At 41.4% G+C, this 17,385-nt stretch carries 16 protein-coding genes; 12 read left to right on the forward strand and 4 right to left on the reverse strand.

All coding sequences use genetic code 11. The features are described 5' to 3' along the window. The first annotated feature begins 10 nt into the window (after window positions 1-10). Complete coding sequence (locus LPB86_RS15535; RefSeq protein ID WP_230645596.1) at window positions 11-1,243, forward strand: aminoacetone oxidase family FAD-binding enzyme; 1,233 nt, start codon at window positions 11-13, stop codon at window positions 1,241-1,243. 16 nt (window positions 1,244-1,259) lie between these two features. On the opposite strand, the gene LPB86_RS15540 is transcribed toward LPB86_RS15535, so the two are convergent. After that, window positions 1,260-1,715 (reverse strand): PIN domain-containing protein, encoded by a 456-nt coding sequence (locus LPB86_RS15540; protein ID WP_230645599.1) that lies wholly within the window; start codon window positions 1,713-1,715, stop codon window positions 1,260-1,262. Window positions 1,716-1,738: 23 nt separating this feature from the next. After that, window positions 1,739-1,963 carry a hypothetical protein gene (locus LPB86_RS15545; RefSeq protein ID WP_230645601.1) on the reverse strand — a complete coding sequence of 75 codons (225 nt, stop codon included), beginning with the start codon at window positions 1,961-1,963 and terminating at the stop codon, window positions 1,739-1,741. A 154-nt stretch (window positions 1,964-2,117) separates the two neighbouring features. On the opposite strand from LPB86_RS15545, the gene LPB86_RS15550 reads away from it, so the two are divergent. Continuing rightward, window positions 2,118-2,939 carry an endonuclease/exonuclease/phosphatase family protein gene (locus LPB86_RS15550; RefSeq protein WP_230645603.1) on the forward strand — a complete coding sequence of 274 codons (822 nt, stop codon included), beginning with the start codon at window positions 2,118-2,120 and terminating at the stop codon, window positions 2,937-2,939. On the opposite strand, the gene LPB86_RS15555 is transcribed toward LPB86_RS15550, so the two are convergent. Then, the gene (locus LPB86_RS15555; protein WP_230645605.1) at window positions 2,925-4,190 is read right to left on the reverse strand and encodes an Hsp70 family protein; all 1,266 of its coding nucleotides are present in this window, start codon (window positions 4,188-4,190) and stop codon (window positions 2,925-2,927) included. The two genes, LPB86_RS15550 and LPB86_RS15555, sit on opposite strands and share 15 nt — an antisense overlap. Window positions 4,191-4,297: 107 nt before the next feature. Between LPB86_RS15555 and LPB86_RS15560 the strand changes: the two genes are divergently transcribed. The 3 genes from LPB86_RS15560 to LPB86_RS15570 are packed head-to-tail and all read left to right on the forward strand — an operon-like array spanning window position 4,298 to window position 8,060. Next, entirely contained in the window at window positions 4,298-4,810 is a 513-nt protein-coding gene (locus LPB86_RS15560) for a (2Fe-2S)-binding protein (protein WP_230645606.1), read from the forward strand. After that, window positions 4,803-5,789: a xanthine dehydrogenase family protein subunit M gene (locus LPB86_RS15565; protein WP_230645608.1), complete on the forward strand. Its 987-nt coding sequence runs from the start codon at window positions 4,803-4,805 to the stop codon at window positions 5,787-5,789. Before LPB86_RS15560 ends, LPB86_RS15565 begins: the two co-directional genes overlap by 8 nt. 3 nt (window positions 5,790-5,792) lie before the next feature. Beyond that, window positions 5,793-8,060, forward strand: a complete 2,268-nt coding sequence (locus LPB86_RS15570) for a xanthine dehydrogenase family protein molybdopterin-binding subunit (protein WP_230645611.1) — start codon at window positions 5,793-5,795, stop codon at window positions 8,058-8,060. Here LPB86_RS15570 and LPB86_RS15575 read toward each other — a convergent pair. Continuing rightward, the gene (locus tag LPB86_RS15575) at window positions 8,049-9,461 is read right to left on the reverse strand and encodes a histidine kinase dimerization/phospho-acceptor domain-containing protein (RefSeq protein ID WP_230645612.1); all 1,413 of its coding nucleotides are present in this window, start codon (window positions 9,459-9,461) and stop codon (window positions 8,049-8,051) included. The two genes, LPB86_RS15570 and LPB86_RS15575, sit on opposite strands and share 12 nt — an antisense overlap. Window positions 9,462-9,987: 526 nt before the next feature. Here LPB86_RS15575 and LPB86_RS15580 point away from each other — a divergent pair. From LPB86_RS15580 to LPB86_RS15610, 7 genes are all read left to right on the forward strand, one after another. Then, a complete protein-coding gene (locus LPB86_RS15580; protein WP_230645614.1) occupies window positions 9,988-10,398 on the forward strand; it encodes a DUF805 domain-containing protein in 411 nt (136 codons plus the stop codon). A gap of 6 nt (window positions 10,399-10,404) precedes the next feature. Further along, window positions 10,405-10,785, forward strand: coding sequence for a DUF805 domain-containing protein (locus LPB86_RS15585; protein ID WP_230645617.1), 381 nt, complete (start codon window positions 10,405-10,407; stop codon window positions 10,783-10,785). A gap of 22 nt (window positions 10,786-10,807) precedes the next feature. Continuing rightward, on the forward strand, window positions 10,808-11,317 hold the full coding sequence (locus LPB86_RS15590) for a DUF805 domain-containing protein (protein ID WP_230645619.1): 510 nt from the start codon (window positions 10,808-10,810) through the stop codon (window positions 11,315-11,317). A gap of 110 nt (window positions 11,318-11,427) precedes the next feature. Then, window positions 11,428-12,489, forward strand: coding sequence for a CBS domain-containing protein (locus tag LPB86_RS15595; protein ID WP_230645621.1), 1,062 nt, complete (start codon window positions 11,428-11,430; stop codon window positions 12,487-12,489). 165 nt (window positions 12,490-12,654) lie between these two features. Further along, the gene (locus LPB86_RS15600) at window positions 12,655-13,407 is read left to right on the forward strand and encodes an abortive infection system antitoxin AbiGi family protein (RefSeq protein WP_230645624.1); all 753 of its coding nucleotides are present in this window, start codon (window positions 12,655-12,657) and stop codon (window positions 13,405-13,407) included. A 621-nt stretch (window positions 13,408-14,028) separates the two neighbouring features. Next, window positions 14,029-16,098 carry a class I SAM-dependent DNA methyltransferase gene (locus LPB86_RS15605; RefSeq protein ID WP_230645625.1) on the forward strand — a complete coding sequence of 690 codons (2,070 nt, stop codon included), beginning with the start codon at window positions 14,029-14,031 and terminating at the stop codon, window positions 16,096-16,098. Beyond that, window positions 16,095-17,384 (forward strand): restriction endonuclease subunit S, encoded by a 1,290-nt coding sequence (locus LPB86_RS15610; protein WP_230645627.1) that lies wholly within the window; start codon window positions 16,095-16,097, stop codon window positions 17,382-17,384. Before LPB86_RS15605 ends, LPB86_RS15610 begins: the two co-directional genes overlap by 4 nt. Window position 17,385: the final 1 nt, after the last annotated feature.

Below are 17,385 nucleotides of genomic sequence, written 5' to 3' on the forward strand. Positions count from 1 at the left end.
AGAAAAATTTATGCTTATTTTGCACAAAAATACAATTATAAACGGATTGATGGATGCAGATGCTATAATAATTGGTGCAGGGGCCTGCGGATTAATGTGTGCCGTACAGGCTGGTTTTTTAGGTAAAAGGGTTATCTTACTGGAAAAAGGGCCAAAGCCCGGTGCTAAAATATTAATTTCGGGTGGCGGACGCTGCAATTACACCAACCTGGGCAATAGCGATGAGCAGTTCATTTCGGCCAACCGCTATTTCTGCAAATCTGCTTTTACGCAATGGACGGTAGAAGATACGCTTAGTTTTTTTGAAACCTACGGCATCAGCGGACAGGAGAAGACCCTGGGACAAATCTTTCCAGCGGGTAAAAACGCCAGGGACATTGTAGAAGTGTTTACCAGTCTATGCCATGATTTTGGGCAGGAGATCGTCTGCAATGCCAACGTCACAGCAATCCAGCAGGAAGGAGATACTTTTGTGGTCAGTTTTGAGGATGGCCATGCTAAAACGCAGGTACTGCGCAGTAAAAAACTGGTTATCGCTACCGGGGGCTTACCCATCCCAAAAATGGGGGCATCAGATTTCGCCTTGCGTTTTGCACGCCGGCATGGGCTTAAAATTGTAGATACGGCACCTGCATTGGTACCGCTTACCATCACCGGAAAAGATGAGGAATGGTATGCACAGCTTTCGGGCAATAGTGTTTTTTGCGAAGTGAGCAACGAGCTCATCTCTTTTGAAGAGAACATCCTGTTTACACATTGGGGACTCAGCGGACCGGCAATTTTGCAAATCTCTTCGTACTGGCGCCCGGGCACACAAATCAATATTGATCTTTTGCCCGGCCAGAACATTACCGAATTGATTGAGCAGGAGCGGAGCAACAGTGGGAAAACCCTGCTCTCTACTTTGCTGCACCGCTTTTACGCCCGCAAATTTACCGATGCGCTGCAAAAGTTTCTGCCTGTGGCCAAGCCTGTGGCCGCATTAACCAGGGCAGAGCTGGAAATGATCCATCAAACCATTCATGAGTTTAAAGTAAAACCCGCCGGAGATAAAGGTTACGATAAGGCTGAGGTAATGCGGGGCGGCATCGATACCAATGAGTTGTCTTCTAAAACGCTCGAATGTAAAAACATGCCCGGTTTGTATTTCGGTGGCGAATGTTTAGACGTTACAGGTTGGCTGGGCGGTTATAATTTTCAATGGGCCTGGGCAAGTGGTTTTGTCATCGCGCAACAGATTTAACATGAAAAAATCCTTTTTAAAAGAACTTTATAAAATCCTCGGAATTTATTTTATCTATCTCGAAAAAGATCTTGTTTAAATGATCAAAATCACCATCAGTAGTAACTAGTTTCAATCCAAGTAAAGCAGCTAGAGCGGCAATCCATAAATCATTTTTCCCCATGTTTCTGGGTGATTTGAATGGATAGTCAGTAAACTCTGGGTTACTGCATTGAGAATAGGTGTCAATTTCAATATAAGTATTGATATAGTGCTGAGTTATTTCCATGATATTCACCCTATCTAAAAATGCATCCAGCTTAGCTAGTCTTAGAGCGCCCCATTTTGATCTGAGCGCAATGGATTTAATTTCCGCTTCAGTGGCTACAGAAATATAGATTTTAACACCTTTAGGATTCAAGAAAGAAAGGATGTTATTGTCATTACTTCTAATAATCGCTAATATTATATTGGTATCGTATAAACGATTCATAGTAATGAGATCAGTTACAACCTTTACTTACTTTCTTTTAGAGATTTAAGCGTATTGTTCCACTCTTCTTCAGTAAAAGGTTCTACTTCGGGAAATTCCTTGAATATTTCAGCCATGTTTTCATTAGACTGTCCATTTTTACTGCCAAATGCAGTGGTTCCTCCTGCTGCCCATACATCCTCTGGAGAATAGGACTTATGGCTTCTAAAACCGAGTGGTGATGTATTGTTTTTAAACTTGGTATTCATGTGTACCTCCTTTTATAATATACAAAAGTAACAAATTTGCGTGGAATAACCATCAGTTTGAGAATTGTTTACAGCTACATTTTTGGGTTTATATTACAGACTATGATAATGCCTCTCTTTAATTACCTTTGGTCATCTTAACACACTATTAGGTTTGAAAAAAATTATATTATTCCTCGTTTTATTTGTCAGCTTTAGCTGCGCGGCACAACAAATCACGGTTTGCTCCTGGAACCTCAAAGATTTCGGACAAACCAAAACAGCGGCTCAGATTGATTTCATTGCTCAAACCCTAAAGCATTTTGATGTGGTGGCGGTACAGGAAGTAGTAGCCGGACCAGGCGGACCAAAAGCGGTGGCGCAGTTGAGCGATGCTTTAAACCGTACGGGCGCCAAATGGGCTTATACCATTAGTCATGGTACCTCAAGTGATAGATACAGCAAGGAGCGTTATGCCTATTTATGGAAAACCAGTAAAACGGCCTTAGTAGGCGAGGCCTGGCTGGAGAAAAAATACAACCTGCAAATTAGTCGGGAACCCTATATGGGGCGTTTTAAAATGGGTAAAAAGCAGTTTACACTGGTGTCTTTCCATGCCATCCCCAAAGCCAAACAGCCAGAAACGGAGATCAAATACCTGCAATATTTTCCAACCGTTTACCCTACAGACCAGCTAATTTTTTGTGGTGATTTTAACCTTTCCGAAGCGCATTCGGTATTTAATCCCTTAAAAAAAGCGGGTTATCCCGCTGCCTTCAGCAATCAGAAAACCTCCTTGCGACAAAAATGCATCAATGGCGATTGCCTGGCTTCAGAATATGACAATTTCTTTTACGCCCAGGCGCAAATCAATTGTATCAAGGCAGGTGTAGTGCCATTTCATACCTCTTTTACGGAGGTTAAGGAGGCCCGAAAAATTTCGGACCATTTACCCCTTTATTTTCAGTTTGCTTTAAAGGGATCAGTCATCAAATAAATACCCGCTATAGGCAAGCCCTTTGGCTACACTGGTAAAATTATCACCAGAATTTACAGGTACCTGCGGAAACCTTTCTTTAAACAAAGCCTGAACGCCCTTTACCAATGAGGTACCGCCGGTTAAAAAGAGACTGTCTATTTCTGCAGGGTTGATGTTGTTGCTGGCTAAAAATTCATCCAGGTAAGCCGCAATCTTCGCCACGTCTTTGGCAATAATGCCATTGTACTGCGCTAAAGAAATCTCCTCCTCAATTTCTATCTCCATATTGGAATAGGCAAAGGCAGAAAGTTCCTGTTTAGAAAGCTCAATTTTGGTACGCTCTATAGACTGGAAAACCGAGTAACCCAGGTTATTGTCAATCAGCGTAATCAGGTTTTTAAATTTCGGGTCGTTTTTAGAGTAATGGTAGTAATTCTCCATGTCTTTACGGATGCGCAAACCGTTAAAGAAGTTCATTTGGTCCCAGGAACAGATGTTGGCAAACAAAGATACGGGTACGGTAAGCACTTTTCCCGGTGTAGCTTCGTATAAGGTGTTTTTCCCAAAATAAGGCGTGCCACGGTCCCACATAAAGGCCGAATCAAAGCTGTCGCCACCAATGTAAATCCCTCCGGATGCCATGTTGTCCCGTTTACGGTCTTTGTTGCCCGCCTGTTCCGGATCAAGAATTAAAAAGGTAAAATCTGTAGTACCACCGCCAAGATCGGCCACCAAAACCTTTTCCTGTTTGGTAATGGTGCGCTCATACGCAAAAGCGGCCCCTATCGGTTCAAATTGAAAACGTACCTCGCCAAAACCCGCCAGTTGAGCGGCCTTGGTTAAGCGGGTATGTGCCAGCGTATCTTTAGCAGGGTCATTGTCGTCAAAAAATACCGGCCGGCCTATCACGGCTTTCTGGCAGTCGTATCCCAGCAGCTCATCCGCTTTCGCTTTCAGGTCTTTCAAAATCAGCGCCACCAAATCAGCCGCATTGTACCTTTTGTTGTGGATGCGGGTTTCAATAAAACTACTGCGCGATAAAATTTGCTTAATAGATTTGATGAAACGGCCTTTCATGCCATCGGCCAGGTAACCCGTAATGGCCTGTTCGCCCACTACGTAGTTTTTTTCGCCCGGAATGGCTTCTTGCGGAAAATAGATCAGCGAGGGAACGGTAATGGTGGCAATAATTTGTTGGCTTGCTTCATCAAAGATGGAAAGTGCAGAATTGGTGGTTCCAAAATCAATTCCGTAAAGGTGCTTATTCATGAAAAATGGGAAAATTAGGCGGCGAAAGTAATTATTATTTCCCGAACCCTAAAAACATTCTTAAAGGTATCCTGTTGCAGCTATAATACCAGCAAAAAACCACAGCTATGAAAAACCCAACTACATCAATGGTTTTACCGGAGGATATTCCACTGAACCTCAAAGTTAACGGACAAAATTACCACCTTAAACTGCAGCCATGGGTAAGCCTGCTGGATGCCCTGCGGGAACACCTGCAATTAACCGGCACTAAAAAAGGCTGCGACCACGGCCAATGCGGGGCCTGTACGGTACTGGTAGATGGCGTACGGATCAATTCCTGCCTCACCATGGCCGTGATGAAGGATGGGGCAGAAATTACCACTATAGAAGGGGTAGCGGCTTTATCTGATCAGGAATTACATCCTTTACAACAGGCTTTTATCAACCACGATGCCTTTCAATGCGGCTATTGTACACCCGGACAAATCTGCTCGGCCATCGGCCTTTTTAACGAAGGTAAAGCAGAAACTTTAGCAGAAGTTCAGGAACTGATGAGCGGAAACATATGCCGCTGCGGGGCCTATAAACATATCAATTCGGCCATTATGGAAGTAAAAGGAGGACAAGAGCATGCATAAATTTAGCTATAGCAGGGCTTCAGTTCCACAAGAAGCACTGGCCAGTGTTGGTCAGGAGCCTAAGGCCAAATTTGTAGCCGGTGGAACAAATTTGTTCGATTTGATGAAAGAACATATCGAATGCCCCGAGCACCTCACGGACATCAACCGACTGGATCTGGCAAAAATTGAAGGTTTTCCTGATGGCAGCCTGCGATTGGGTGCTTTGGCCAGCAATGCCGCTACAGCTTGGCATCCGCTGGTAGAAAAAAACTATCCCTTGCTTTCCCAGGCCATCCTGGCAGGGGCTTCTCCTCAACTCCGGAACATGGCCACCAATGGCGGCAATCCTTTACAACGCACCCGCTGTTATTATTTTTACGATCTTTCTACACCCTGCAACAAAAGGACTCCGGGAACAGGATGCTCGGCTTTAAAAGGCTTTAACCGCATCCACGCCATTCTGGGTACGAGCGAGCATTGTATCGCTACCCATCCATCAGACATGTGCGTGGCTTTAATGGCCCTGGATGCCAGGGTAGAAGTATTGGGTTTAAAGGGGAGCAGGACCATCGATTTTGCAGATTTCCACCGTTTACCGGGAGATACGCCGCATTTGGATCATAACCTGGAACATGGGGACTTAATCACCTCTATCGATTTACCCGCGCAGCATTTTAAAAATGTGGCCTATTTGAAACTGCGCGACAGGCAATCTTATGCCTTCGCACTGGTTTCTGTAGCCGCAATTATAGAACTGGAAGGAGCATCCATCAAAACACTGCGGCTTGCCCTGGGCGGCGTGGCGCATAAGCCATGGCGAAACAAAGCAGCAGAGGCAGCGCTGGTGGGTAAACCTGCCAATGCTGCGGAGTTTCGCCTCTTTGCAGAGCACATCCTGGCCGATGCCATTGGCTACGGGCACAATACTTTTAAAATAGAACTGGCCAAACGCGCCATTGTACGGGCCTTAGAAATGGCTTTAAACGCTAAATCCTAAAACATGAACAGTAATTATACAGGGCAGCCAGCCAACAGGGTAGATGGGCCGCTTAAAGTAACAGGTAAGGCAAAATATGCCGCAGAATTTTTTGTAGAGGGTATGTTGTATGGTTATGTATTCAACAGTGCCATCGCCAAAGGCAGCATCAAAGCCATCGATACTACAGCAGTCCTAAGTGTACCGGGCGTCAGCCAGATTTTTACCCATGAAAATGTTTCCGGCCTGGCCTGGTTCAACATCAAATATAAAGACATGGATTCCCCCAGGGGCAATCCTTTCCGGCCCTTGCACGATGCGAAGATTCATTTCAGCATGCAACCCATTGGCCTGGTGGTGGCAGAAAGTTTTGAAATTGCTCGTTATGCGGCCTCGCTGGTTAAGGTCACTTATAAAGAAGAAAAATTTACCACCAATCTGCAGGAAAACCTCATCCATAGCAAGGAAGCGCCTATGGGCAAAATTGGCTATGTGCAACCAAAAAGCAGGGGCGATGCCGAAAGTGTTTATGCCAAAGCCGAACATAAAATTGAGGGCGAGTATGTGCATGGGGCAGAGCACCACAATCCTTTAGAAATGTTTGCCACCACTGCGGTTTGGGAAGATGACGACCACATTACCCTGTACGATAAAACACAAGGAGTAGGTAATGTACAGTTTTACATCAGTAATGTATTTGGCCTGTCGCTCAGTAAAGTAAGGGTCATTTCTCCTTATGTAGGCGGGGCTTTTGGTTCCGGTCTGCGGCCGCAGTACCAGGCCTTTATGGCTACGCTGGCAGCACTGGAATTAAGACGTCCGGTAAGGGTGGTGATGACCCGCCAGCAGATGTTCTCCTTCGGGCATCGTCCGGGAGCCGTACAGCGCATCGCCATGAGTGCAGATGCAGATGGTAAACTGACTTCCATCCAACATGGCGCCTTCGGGGAAACCTCTCAGCTGGAAGATTATACAGAGATCGTGGTCAACTGGTCGGGCACCATGTACAACTGCGAAAATGTGGCGCTGAAATATGAACTCGTTAAACTTGATGTGAGCACACCAACAGACATGCGGGCCCCGGGTGCGGTAACCAGTGCACATGCCTTTGAAAGTGCCATAGACGAGATGGCTTACGAAGTTAAAATTGATCCGCTACAATTTCGTAAAATCAATTATGCCGAAGAGGATCAGGTAGAAGGAAAGCCTTATTCAAGTAAAGAATTACGTGCCTGTTATGATCAGGGTGCTGCCAAATTTGGCTGGGACAAGCGTCCGCTAGAACCAAGATCCATGCGCGAGGGCAATCAGCTGGTCGGTTGGGGTATGGCCAACGGGGCATGGGACGCCCTGACTTTTCCTGCCCGGGCAGAAGCCATTTTAAGTATGGATGGTAAACTGGTGGTGAGCAGCGGGACTTCAGATATTGGTACGGGAACCTATACCATCATGACACAAATTGCGGCAGAAACGCTGGGCTTAAGCTTGGCCGCTGTGAGTTTTAAACTGGGCGATACCAAAATGCCTTTTGCACCTATAGAGGGTGGTTCCTGGACAGCTGCTTCGGTAGGCTCGGCGGTAAAGGCAGCTTGCGAAGAGGTCAAAGCCAAACTCTTTAAATTGGCCCGCCGTACCAAAGGTTCTGCTTTAAAAGGCGCCGATAAAAAGGACATGTTGCTTGCTGATGGTGCGATATACCTTGGCAAAGATCCAGCTGCTTCTATTTCCATTGTAGATTTGATGCGGCTGTCCAATACCAGCAGCATCAAAGAAAAATCATGGGCGGGCCCTAATCCACTGGCCAAGAAAACCCATAGTTTCAATTCCCATGCGGCTGTATTTGCAGAAGTAAAAGTAGATGAAGATTTGGGCACGGTCATCGTCAGCAGGGTGGTATGCGCCGTGGCAGCCGGGCGAATCCTGAATCCTAAAACCGCAGGTAGCCAGATTTTAGGTGCGGTGGTTTGGGGCATCAGCAAAGCGTTGGAAGAAGAATCCATTATGGACAATCGGCAAGGACGTTTCATGAACCACAGTCTGGCAGAGTACCATGTGCCCGTCAATAAAGACATCAATGAAATTGAGGTGATTTTTGTGGAAGAAAAAGATGATTTGGTGAATCCATTGGGCGTTAAAGGCGTGGGTGAAATCGGGATCATTGCCGTAGCACCCGCCATTGCCAACGCGGTTTTTCATGCCACAGGGGTAAGGGTGCGTAATTTGCCGATTACGATGGATAAGGTGTTGCAACTAGCGGAAGAGGATAAAAACCAGGAATCCTTAGTGCTTTAGTTTTTTCTCCACCTCTTTCAGCCATCCGTCCATCTGTTTGGCTTCTTCGTGCACATATTCCAGGTATTGTTTCAGTTCATCGGCAGGCTGTCCTTCGCTTTCCAGCAAGCTACAGATGCCGATGATGTTGGCCAGGGGCTTGCGCACCTGATGCGAATTGATAAAGGCCAGTTCTTCAGAACGCGCCTGGTTAACAAGTTTTTGATAATGGTTTTTCTGCCTGGTTTTGGTGTAGGAAACAAAAATGACCACAATGGTCAACAGGGCAAGGATGACCAGCAATACCAAAATGATTTTTTCTTTGCGGTAAATGAGATCTCTGGCAGTATAACCTGATTCCATGCGGTCAAGACGTAATTCGGACGCCAGGTCTGCGATTTTGGTGATCCCATGCCTGTAGTCTTCAGATTCTTCCAGGGCCAGTTTTAAATAATAATTGGCCTTGGACGCCTGATTTTTATCCAGGGCAATGCTGGCCAGTAGCTTATAGGCATCTATCCTGATTTGGGGCGATACCAGGTATTCATTTTCTGCAAGTTGGCTGGCCAGGCTAAAAGCTGTATCCAGTCGGCCGGCCTGGTAGTAACATTTTGCCAGGTATAAGCTGTCCAGTCCTTTGTAATATTGGTTGCCAGTAGCCAGTAGATATTCAATTTTGGGGGCCGCTAAATCGTACTTTTTATCCAGCATTAAGGCAAAATATTCCAAACGCATAATGTCGCGGTCTGGCCTAACCGTTGGCCCGGTAATTTTCTTTGCCAAATTAAGGTAACGCTTTAAGGTATCCAGCGCGCCCATTTTAAAATAGACTTCCGCTTTATTCAGGTAAATCAATTTCTGCGTGGAGGCGCTTTTATAATTGTGTTGGGTGTAGCTCAGTTGTGCCTGGTTGAGGTACCGGAGCGCCTGGGTATACAGCCCAATATGCATATAGATGTCAGATACGCCGATATCGGTGGTCAATTTAAAGTCGGTATTTCCCAATGCTTCAGCTACTTTTCTGGCCTGGCGATAACTGAATACGGCATTCAAAGAATTGCCCATGTCTGTCTGTACATAGGCCTGGTTGAGGTAAAACTGGTAGAGGAAAATCTGTTCATCATGCAGTTGCGCCATTTCAATGGCTTCATCAAGTAATCGGGCGGCTTTTTTGAATTCCGCCTTTCTGCGGAGGCTGAGGATTTTGATGAAAGCCTGGAGCTCTTCATGGCCGGAGATGCTGTATTTAAGCAGGGAATCGACCATCGATGCGGACAGCTGCTCACCTCCAGAACCGATTAAAAACCTATCGTAGCAGAGGTCGGCAATACGTTGTTGTTTTTTATCGTCAGTTTCTTTCTTCAAGAGAATCTCCCCCAAGGGATCAGGGCTGTCAGCTTTTAAGGGATGGCTGATAGCCATGCAGAAAATGATAAAGATGAACCGAAAAAAATTACGCATGTTTCCCTGTTTGCTGATAGTGAGGGATAAAAATAACATTTTGATTAAAAGATCAGATATTTTCTGCCGCTTTTTGTTTGAGGTATAGCTGGAGGTGGTGTTCCACGAGTCACGTCATCCCAAACGGACCGCACCATGGCATCGTCATCCCGAGCGAGCCGAACCTTGCGTCATTCCGAATGGACCGCACCTTAACGTCATTCCGAACGAGCGCAGCGAGGAGGAATCTATTAATCTCAGGGAAATTTATTTTACAAAAATTTGCAGATATCGAAACTAATCTGTTTATTTGAATTATATCTCCCTAAGATATTGTAATGATACTAAATCTTATACCGCTTGCGGTATGTTGTTAATACCCTTTCAGGTTCGCTTTAAGCGGCACGAAAGTGGAAGATGATTTGGCCGAGAGGCCAATTGTGTGTGAGGAAAATTTTGAATAAGATTGCCATAACAAACAAGATAAATTAACAACAAACAACACCACATGTTTAAACGCCCTTTCTCATTCGACGGCCGCATACGCAGGCTTGAATACGGATACAGCTATTTGATCTATTTTGCCATAGCCATGGTGGTTGGTATCACTTTTACAGTGCTATTTACCTCATCAGACCGTTCAAAAGCACCTGGTGCCAACATGGCGCTGATATATCTATTTTACATCCCAATCGGCTGGTTTTTGTTGGCGCAAGGGGCAAAGCGATGTCATGACCTCGGTAAAAGTGGCTGGTGGCAATTGATCCCTTTTTATTTTTTCTGGCTCCTTTTTCAAGAGGGCGAATTTCATGAAAATGAATACGGTGCCAATCCTAAGGGTATAGACATCACAAATCCAGATCATTTTTCCGCTCGTTCAACTGATTCAAACTCACCAAATATAAACCCATCTAATTAACACATCATGTTTAAACGCCCTTTCTCATTTGACGGCCGCATCCGTAGGCTTGAATACGGTTACAGCGCTATCATTCATTTAGTTGCATATTTAATTTATGAATATTGTCTTATAGGTGCTGGCCCTATGATAGTAATAATAGGCTCTGTGTTTTTTATTCCACCTACAATATTCATACTTGCACAAGGTGCAAAAAGATGCCACGATTTAGATAGAAATGGTTGGTGGCAAGTCATACCATTTTATGGAATTAAGTTACTTTTTAAAGAAGGTGAGCCTCTCGATAACGAATACGGCTCAAGCCCTAAAGGAATCAATTTAAATGAAGCCGATCCTTTTGGGCATTTTACACCAGAGACAATAGATACTGATAAAAACCAAATATAAACCTCATTTAAATTAGCTCCATATGTTTAAAAACCCTTTTACTTTTGATGGCCGAATCAGGAGATTAGAATACGCGCTCAGCTGGGCCATTTATATTGCCGGTGCACTTATAGTAGGCATTTTAGTAGGTGTAGGTTTCGTGGTGACAGGTCATTCCGAAATGGTTGAATCGCCAATCACAGAATATGTGGTTTCCGCATTATGCTTTCCGCTCTATTTGTTCCTGCTTGCCCAGGGCGCTAAACGATGTCATGATTTAGGTAGAAATGGATGGTATCAAATCATCCCGTTTTACTTTTTGGTACTGTTGTTTGGAGATGGCGATCGCTATGAAAACGAATACGGAGTGAATCCAAAATATCCAGATCCCGAAGGTCAAAGTGTGCTCTCCGGTGATCCTTTTGGCCATTTTGGCGAAGCGAAAACTGATAAGATACAGGTTAAGCAACCGATTAAAGAAGTGGAACCGATTGACCAGGTAGATGGAGAAGGAATTATTATACCCGCTGATCAGAAAACTAACCAGATATGATATACTTAATTAACTTGTTATGTTTGGACGCCATTTCTAATTTTGTGGGCACTAATTTAGACATCTAGCAATTTCAATATCTTTAATTTAACAAAGTAAAACAACTTAGTATGCATAACGATAAAATTAAAGATATAGCTACAAGACTAGAACAAGGACAATTGGTTGATACTGTGTCTGTTAGAACTTTATTAAGTTGGTTTTGGGGATCTAAAAGACGGGGATGGTGGGTTGTAAAAATAATCAAAGAGACATTGGCGGAAGAGGGGATAGAGACATTTCCAGACTTTAGTAGCGCATATATAGATTCGTTAATTCAATTTAGAAAAGTTACTATTAATGAAATAAAAAAGGCCTCTAAGAAAGAAGAAGAGGTTGGCCCCACATCGGAAAATATTGCAGATAAAAGTTTTGACGAGCTTCTGAACATCGACGACCCAACATACAGAATTTCAAGATTGGAAGCCGCGAATAAAACCTTAATTTTTGTAAAACCAGATAGCGCTTTGTCTGAAGCGATAACACAAATGATAACTTACGACTTTTCACAACTACCAGTTATGCAAAGTACTAAGAGAGATTTAAAAGGAGTTATTAGCTGGAGATCAATCGGTCAAAAACTTTCTGTCGGTAAGAAGTCAGCTACAGTGAGAGATTTAATGGAGCCTACATTTCAATTAATAGACTCTGATACTTCATTATTCAAAGCCATACCAATTATTATTGAACATGACTACGTTTTAATAAGTAATAAGTCCAAAGAAATATGCGGAATCGTTACTGCTAGCGATTTAAGTCTACAATTTAAACAGTTGACAGAACCTTTCCTCCTGGTAGCTGAAATCGAAAATCATCTTCGTCAAATACTAGGTAGACTTGAAAAGGAAGTTCTTGAAAAGGGAAAAGACGAACGAGATAGTGAGAGAATTGTAGCATCTGTTGTAGATTTAACATTTGGTGAATATTTACGTTTGTGCCAGAATCCAACAATTTGGGAACAACTTTTTCTTGAGATTGACCGAGACATTTTCTGCAAAAACTTAGAAAAAGTTAAAGATATAAGAAACAATATTATGCATTTTGATCCGGACGGGCTGGAGGATGAAAATGTCGAGGTTCTAAGAAACTTCGTGAGATTACTTCAGACCTTGCGTAGTCTACAAGTGTTTTGATATAGAGTTAGGCGACGAGCTATATAGATATTGAAACAGCGATTGATTATGAAATATAGCCACCAGATAATAATTGTAGAATGTAAGTGCCATCTAATTTCTCAATCAACAGTTTTTGTAGATTATGTGACTCTACATAGAAATTCAAAAAATAAAATAATATAAATGGCATTAAGCGCAAATTCACTTATTCATTACACCTCGGAGTTAGACAATTTGCTAGGTATTATCAGCTCCAGTGGATTCCGATATTCATATTGCGAAGAAAAAGTAATAACTAGAGGTAATAAAAGTTTTAGTGCAGCTATAGCGATGGTGTCATTCTGCGATATTCCTCTTTCTGATTATAAAAAGCACTTTTATAACAAGAGAAATAGTGGAGATTTGGGTTATTACGGCGACTATGGAATAGGTTTGTCAAAAAAATGGGCAAATCGCAATGGCCTTAACTCAATATTTTATATTGAATATAAGTCTTTTGTCGGCACAGCGATACGTAAAGATTTTAAAAATTTCATTAATGGTAACAGATTTATAGACCATGCAGTCCCACCTCAAGTATTTTTATATTGTAAAAATTATCAAGGTGAGCTCTTCAGAAAGGAGGCCTCAGTTATAAAAGAATATCGCTTTTATGACGAAAGGGAGTGGCGTCTAGTTCCAGATAATAAGATGTTGAATTATCAGCCACCCGTTATAGATATATCTAATTATAGAAAAGAAAAGGCAACTTATAATGCTAGAATAAGTGCTAATTTACTTTCTTTTGAACTTGAAGATATATCATATATTATTGTTAGAGAGGAAAGTGAGGTGCCGTTAATTTATAGTAAACTCCAAAACGTTTTCCATAAAGATCTTATAGATTTAATAGCGATACGTGTACTTACCTCTGAGCAAATAATCAGCGACTTTTAATGAATAATGTTGTAAGACTTCGAAGGAACAACTTGAATTAGTTAAATATATTGAATAATGCCTGGCAATTAAAAGGTGTTATCTATAGCAAAATGTCAATCTGCTATTTATCTATATTTAAGCGCAGTGGTTGCATATGAAAACTTCTATTTCTTACTTACTATTTTATCCTATTTGCGCTACAACAATCTCTTCGATTAGATTAACAAACTAATCCATGATTCAATATAGCTATAAATGGCTAATCATAAAAAGCGAGGGATGTGTTGTAGTTACCAAGTTAAGTAATAATGTGGATTTCAATGAATATCTTATTACTGCAAAGTGCTTAATGAGGTAACCTAACATTCCTCAAAAGCTAATCTCCACTTTCGCCAGCGTTGTAACAATAAGAGGCCTTTCAACTATGTTAAAATTTCACCATCTTGCACAACTAGTATTTTCAAATTCTAATAATTTCACATATCTGAATATCAGAACAGTAATGAAATGAATTAAAAAAAAAAATTTGGTGTTGCGTCATTTAGGGGATTTTACTTCTGAAAAAATACAATATATGACCTACTTATACATTATAAACGCAGATATATATAACATCGCATTTAAAAGAACTAAAAAAGCATGAGCATTAATATTCTGAAATACGAATCAGACGTATGGCGTACAGCCGATCTACTTATTGGAGCTGGAATCAAACAGAGTGATTTTCCTAAATATATGATGCCTTATTTCGCCCTATTGATGGTTGAAAGCAGGTTAATACGAGAAGCAAACAGATTGGCGGAAGAAATAGGTAAAGAAAGTATTGAAGATTTTGTAGAGGAGTTCCAGTTAGCAGGATTAGGATATAATGACTACATCATCCGAAAAGGTAAATCCCTAAAAGATATTTGCAAGAACGACAAGGCTTTTGACTCTGATTTTCACCTCTACTTAAAATCTTTTGACCCTGAAACAAAATATTTGTTGGGAGTTGACAAAGGGACAGAGGATGAGAAATTTCTGGATATTTCAGGCATAAGCGGTCAGCTTAAAAAGAAAAGAATATTATTTGAAACGGTACAGGCTTGGAGCGAAATTGACCTTACACCCTTTAATAACTCTGAAATAACCACTCTTGAGGAACACATTAAAAGAAAATGGGCAGATATTTCAGCAGAAACAGCCGGAGAACAGTACACTCCGGACGATATTATTTCGCTTATCTCGGACCTTATTGCCTCTAAAATTGAGGATAATGGGAAGTTCCTTACGATATATGACCCTACTTGCGGAGGTGGCAACTTACTCTTTGGTGTAGAGGATAAAATCAAAGAGAAATTCAAAAGACCTACGAAAACATTTGGTGAAGACTGGAGCGATAGCCTTTATGCCCTGGCGAAGATAGAGAGTCGTTTTAGGGCTGATTCAGAAATCAAATATGGCAATACACTTACCAACATATCTTTCATTGAAAAGCGATTTGATATAGTAGTTGCTAATCCACCTTACGGTGTAGATTGGAAAGGCTACCAGAAAGATATTCAGAACGATACTACTGAACGCTTTGTCGCACTCCCGTCTATTTCAGATGGTCAATTCCTGTTTACGCAACATATCTTATACCAATTAGCGAATGATGGGTTTTCGGTAGTCGTTCATAATGGTTCCACACTGTTTAGTGGTGATGCAGGTAGTGGTGAAAGCACTATTAGAAAACACTTTTTTGACAATGATTGGGTGGAAGGTATCGTTCAAATGCCTACGGATGAATTTTTCAACACAGGTATTTATACCTACCTGTGGATATTCAATAAAAATAAACCTGTCGAAAGAAAAGACAAAGTAATCCTAATCAATGCAAGTGAACTGTATGAAGGACTTAAAAAGAGCAAGGGTAAGAAGCGTAAACAAATGAATCTTGACAATAGGACTGAAATTGTAAAAGCATTCACCGACTTCAAAGAAAATGAATTTTGTAAAGTATTCGACAAATGGCATTTTTACTACAACAGGCAGAGCATTCTGCTTACTAATGTGGATATAAATGGCAAATTCATTGAAATGCCAGTTAAGGAAACCAAAGAGGGTGAAAAAGTAGAAGCAAAATCCATCAAGCTCGATCCGGTGAAAATTACGATTACCGATGAAACTGGTACAGTTACTTTCACAGACTTTGAAATTACCGAATTTGATAAAACAAAGTACCCATCATTGGATGCAAAATTCAATGAAGAAATAAAGCCAAATATTGCTGCAATTGACTATAAAGAACAGAACGCAAAATTATTCACGAAGAAGGCTATCTATTGGTATGATGAAGATAAAGAAACTATTATTGAGGAGGCTAATGGCAAAAAAACCGAATTGGGTTGCGGAAAAATAATCATCAAAGCAACCTTTAAGAAGGCCACCAAAACCAAAGAGGCTTGCGTAACTATTTCGGTAGAAATAACCAAAGATATGGAAAAGGACTATGAAATTATACCCTATTCACCGATTGAAAATGAAAACCAGCAGACGATAGTCAATTTTATGACTAAATATGTAACTAAGCCATTTAAGTATGTGGACAATGTGGTTGGGGTGGAAATCAACTTCAACAAAGTCTTTTACATACCCGAGAAGCTGCGAGAAGTTTATACTATCGATGCTGATTTAGAAGCGTTGGAAAATGATTTAACCAACTTAGAAAAGGAATTGGCTTTATGATGAAACACAACTCATATAGGGATTCTGAGCTTGACTGGTTGAGTAAGGTTCCATCCACTTGGCAAGTGCTGAGAGTTAAGGACATTACTATAAAAATCGGAAGTGGCGTTACTCCTAAAGGTGGAAGTGAAGTGTATGTTGATTCAGGCATTCCCCTTCTAAGAAGCCAAAATGTCTATGATGATGGATTGAGAATTGATGATGTGTCATTCATTGATGAGGAAACTCATCATAAAATGAAAAACTCGCAGCTCAAACCTTTTGATATTTTAATCAATATCACTGGTGCTTCCATTGGAAGATCTTGTATTGTTCCTGATAGCCTCCCAACAGCTAATATTAACCAGCACATCATTTACATTAGGATGAAAAAATCCTTAGTGCCTTATGTTTCTTATTATTTTAAATCAAATGCACTCAAAGAATATATTAATCTAATTCAGGCAGGTTCCTCAAAAGAAGCCCTAAACATGGGACAAACTTTGAGCACACCGATCCTTTTGCCAAGTCAAGCAGAACAAACCGCCATTGCCGAATATCTCGACACAAAGACCCAAGCAATAGATAAGAAAGTAAGCTTACTGGAAAAGAAAATAGGCTACTATCAAGAATTGCGTAAAAGTCTGATAAATAAAACAGTTACTCAAGGGCTTGATAAAAATGTAAAGCTTAAAGACAGTGGAATTGATTGGATTGGGCAGATACCGGAACACTGGGAGGTGAAAAGATTTAAAAGTTTTGCAAAGACGATTAAAGGAAAAAATCTTAATACCTCAGACTTTCATTTTGATAACGCACTACCATTATTAAGTCTAGAATACCTAAGGAATGAAAGTGTGAAGTTTGACACTTTTGCTTACAGTGCTGATAAATCTATTAAGGCAACAAAAAAAGACCTTATTATCGTTTGGGATGGTGCTGCTGTAGGTGAAATATTGAAAGCAAAAGAGGGATATATTTCAAGCACGATAGCCAAAATAAAATTTCAAAGAGAAGTTAGTTCAAGATTCTTTTACTTTTTGCGAGACACTTTAGATTACACATTGAAACAAATTCCGACAGGGATGGGCATTCCGCATTTAAATCCTACAGTGCTTAATAATTTCCCATGCCCAGCACCCCCACTAGCAGAGCAAATACTAATAGCTGAATTTTTAGAAAAGAAGATTGGATTGATCGAAAAAATCATTACAAATATTCAATACCAGGCAACCGCCCTCAAGGAGCTTCGCAAAACACTAATTAATGATGTGGTAACTGGTAAAATCAAAGTAATTAAAGATTAAG

The sequence above is a fragment of the Pedobacter sp. MC2016-14 genome (assembly GCF_020991475.1).
Taxonomy (GTDB): Bacteria; Bacteroidota; Bacteroidia; order Sphingobacteriales; family Sphingobacteriaceae; genus Pedobacter.

Excerpts from the sequence above, each read along its gene's own strand:
- LPB86_RS15535 (WP_230645596.1), top strand. The coding sequence starts at position 11 with ATGCTTATTTTGCACAAAAATACAATTATAAACGGATTGATGGATGCA.
- LPB86_RS15605 (WP_230645625.1), top strand. The coding sequence starts at position 14,029 with ATGAGCATTAATATTCTGAAATACGAATCAGACGTATGGCGTACAGCC.
- LPB86_RS15555 (WP_230645605.1), bottom strand. The coding sequence starts at position 4,190 with ATGAATAAGCACCTTTACGGAATTGATTTTGGAACCACCAATTCTGCA.
- LPB86_RS15580 (WP_230645614.1), top strand. The coding sequence starts at position 9,988 with ATGTTTAAACGCCCTTTCTCATTCGACGGCCGCATACGCAGGCTTGAA.
- LPB86_RS15540 (WP_230645599.1), bottom strand. The coding sequence starts at position 1,715 with ATGAATCGTTTATACGATACCAATATAATATTAGCGATTATTAGAAGT.
- LPB86_RS15600 (WP_230645624.1), top strand. The coding sequence starts at position 12,655 with ATGGCATTAAGCGCAAATTCACTTATTCATTACACCTCGGAGTTAGAC.
- LPB86_RS15575 (WP_230645612.1), bottom strand. The coding sequence starts at position 9,461 with ATGGCTATCAGCCATCCCTTAAAAGCTGACAGCCCTGATCCCTTGGGG.
- LPB86_RS15595 (WP_230645621.1), top strand. The coding sequence starts at position 11,428 with ATGCATAACGATAAAATTAAAGATATAGCTACAAGACTAGAACAAGGA.
- LPB86_RS15545 (WP_230645601.1), bottom strand. The coding sequence starts at position 1,963 with ATGAATACCAAGTTTAAAAACAATACATCACCACTCGGTTTTAGAAGC.
- LPB86_RS15590 (WP_230645619.1), top strand. The coding sequence starts at position 10,808 with ATGTTTAAAAACCCTTTTACTTTTGATGGCCGAATCAGGAGATTAGAA.
- LPB86_RS15585 (WP_230645617.1), top strand. The coding sequence starts at position 10,405 with ATGTTTAAACGCCCTTTCTCATTTGACGGCCGCATCCGTAGGCTTGAA.
- LPB86_RS15560 (WP_230645606.1), top strand. The coding sequence starts at position 4,298 with ATGAAAAACCCAACTACATCAATGGTTTTACCGGAGGATATTCCACTG.
- LPB86_RS15565 (WP_230645608.1), top strand. The coding sequence starts at position 4,803 with ATGCATAAATTTAGCTATAGCAGGGCTTCAGTTCCACAAGAAGCACTG.
- LPB86_RS15610 (WP_230645627.1), top strand. The coding sequence starts at position 16,095 with ATGATGAAACACAACTCATATAGGGATTCTGAGCTTGACTGGTTGAGT.
- LPB86_RS15570 (WP_230645611.1), top strand. The coding sequence starts at position 5,793 with ATGAACAGTAATTATACAGGGCAGCCAGCCAACAGGGTAGATGGGCCG.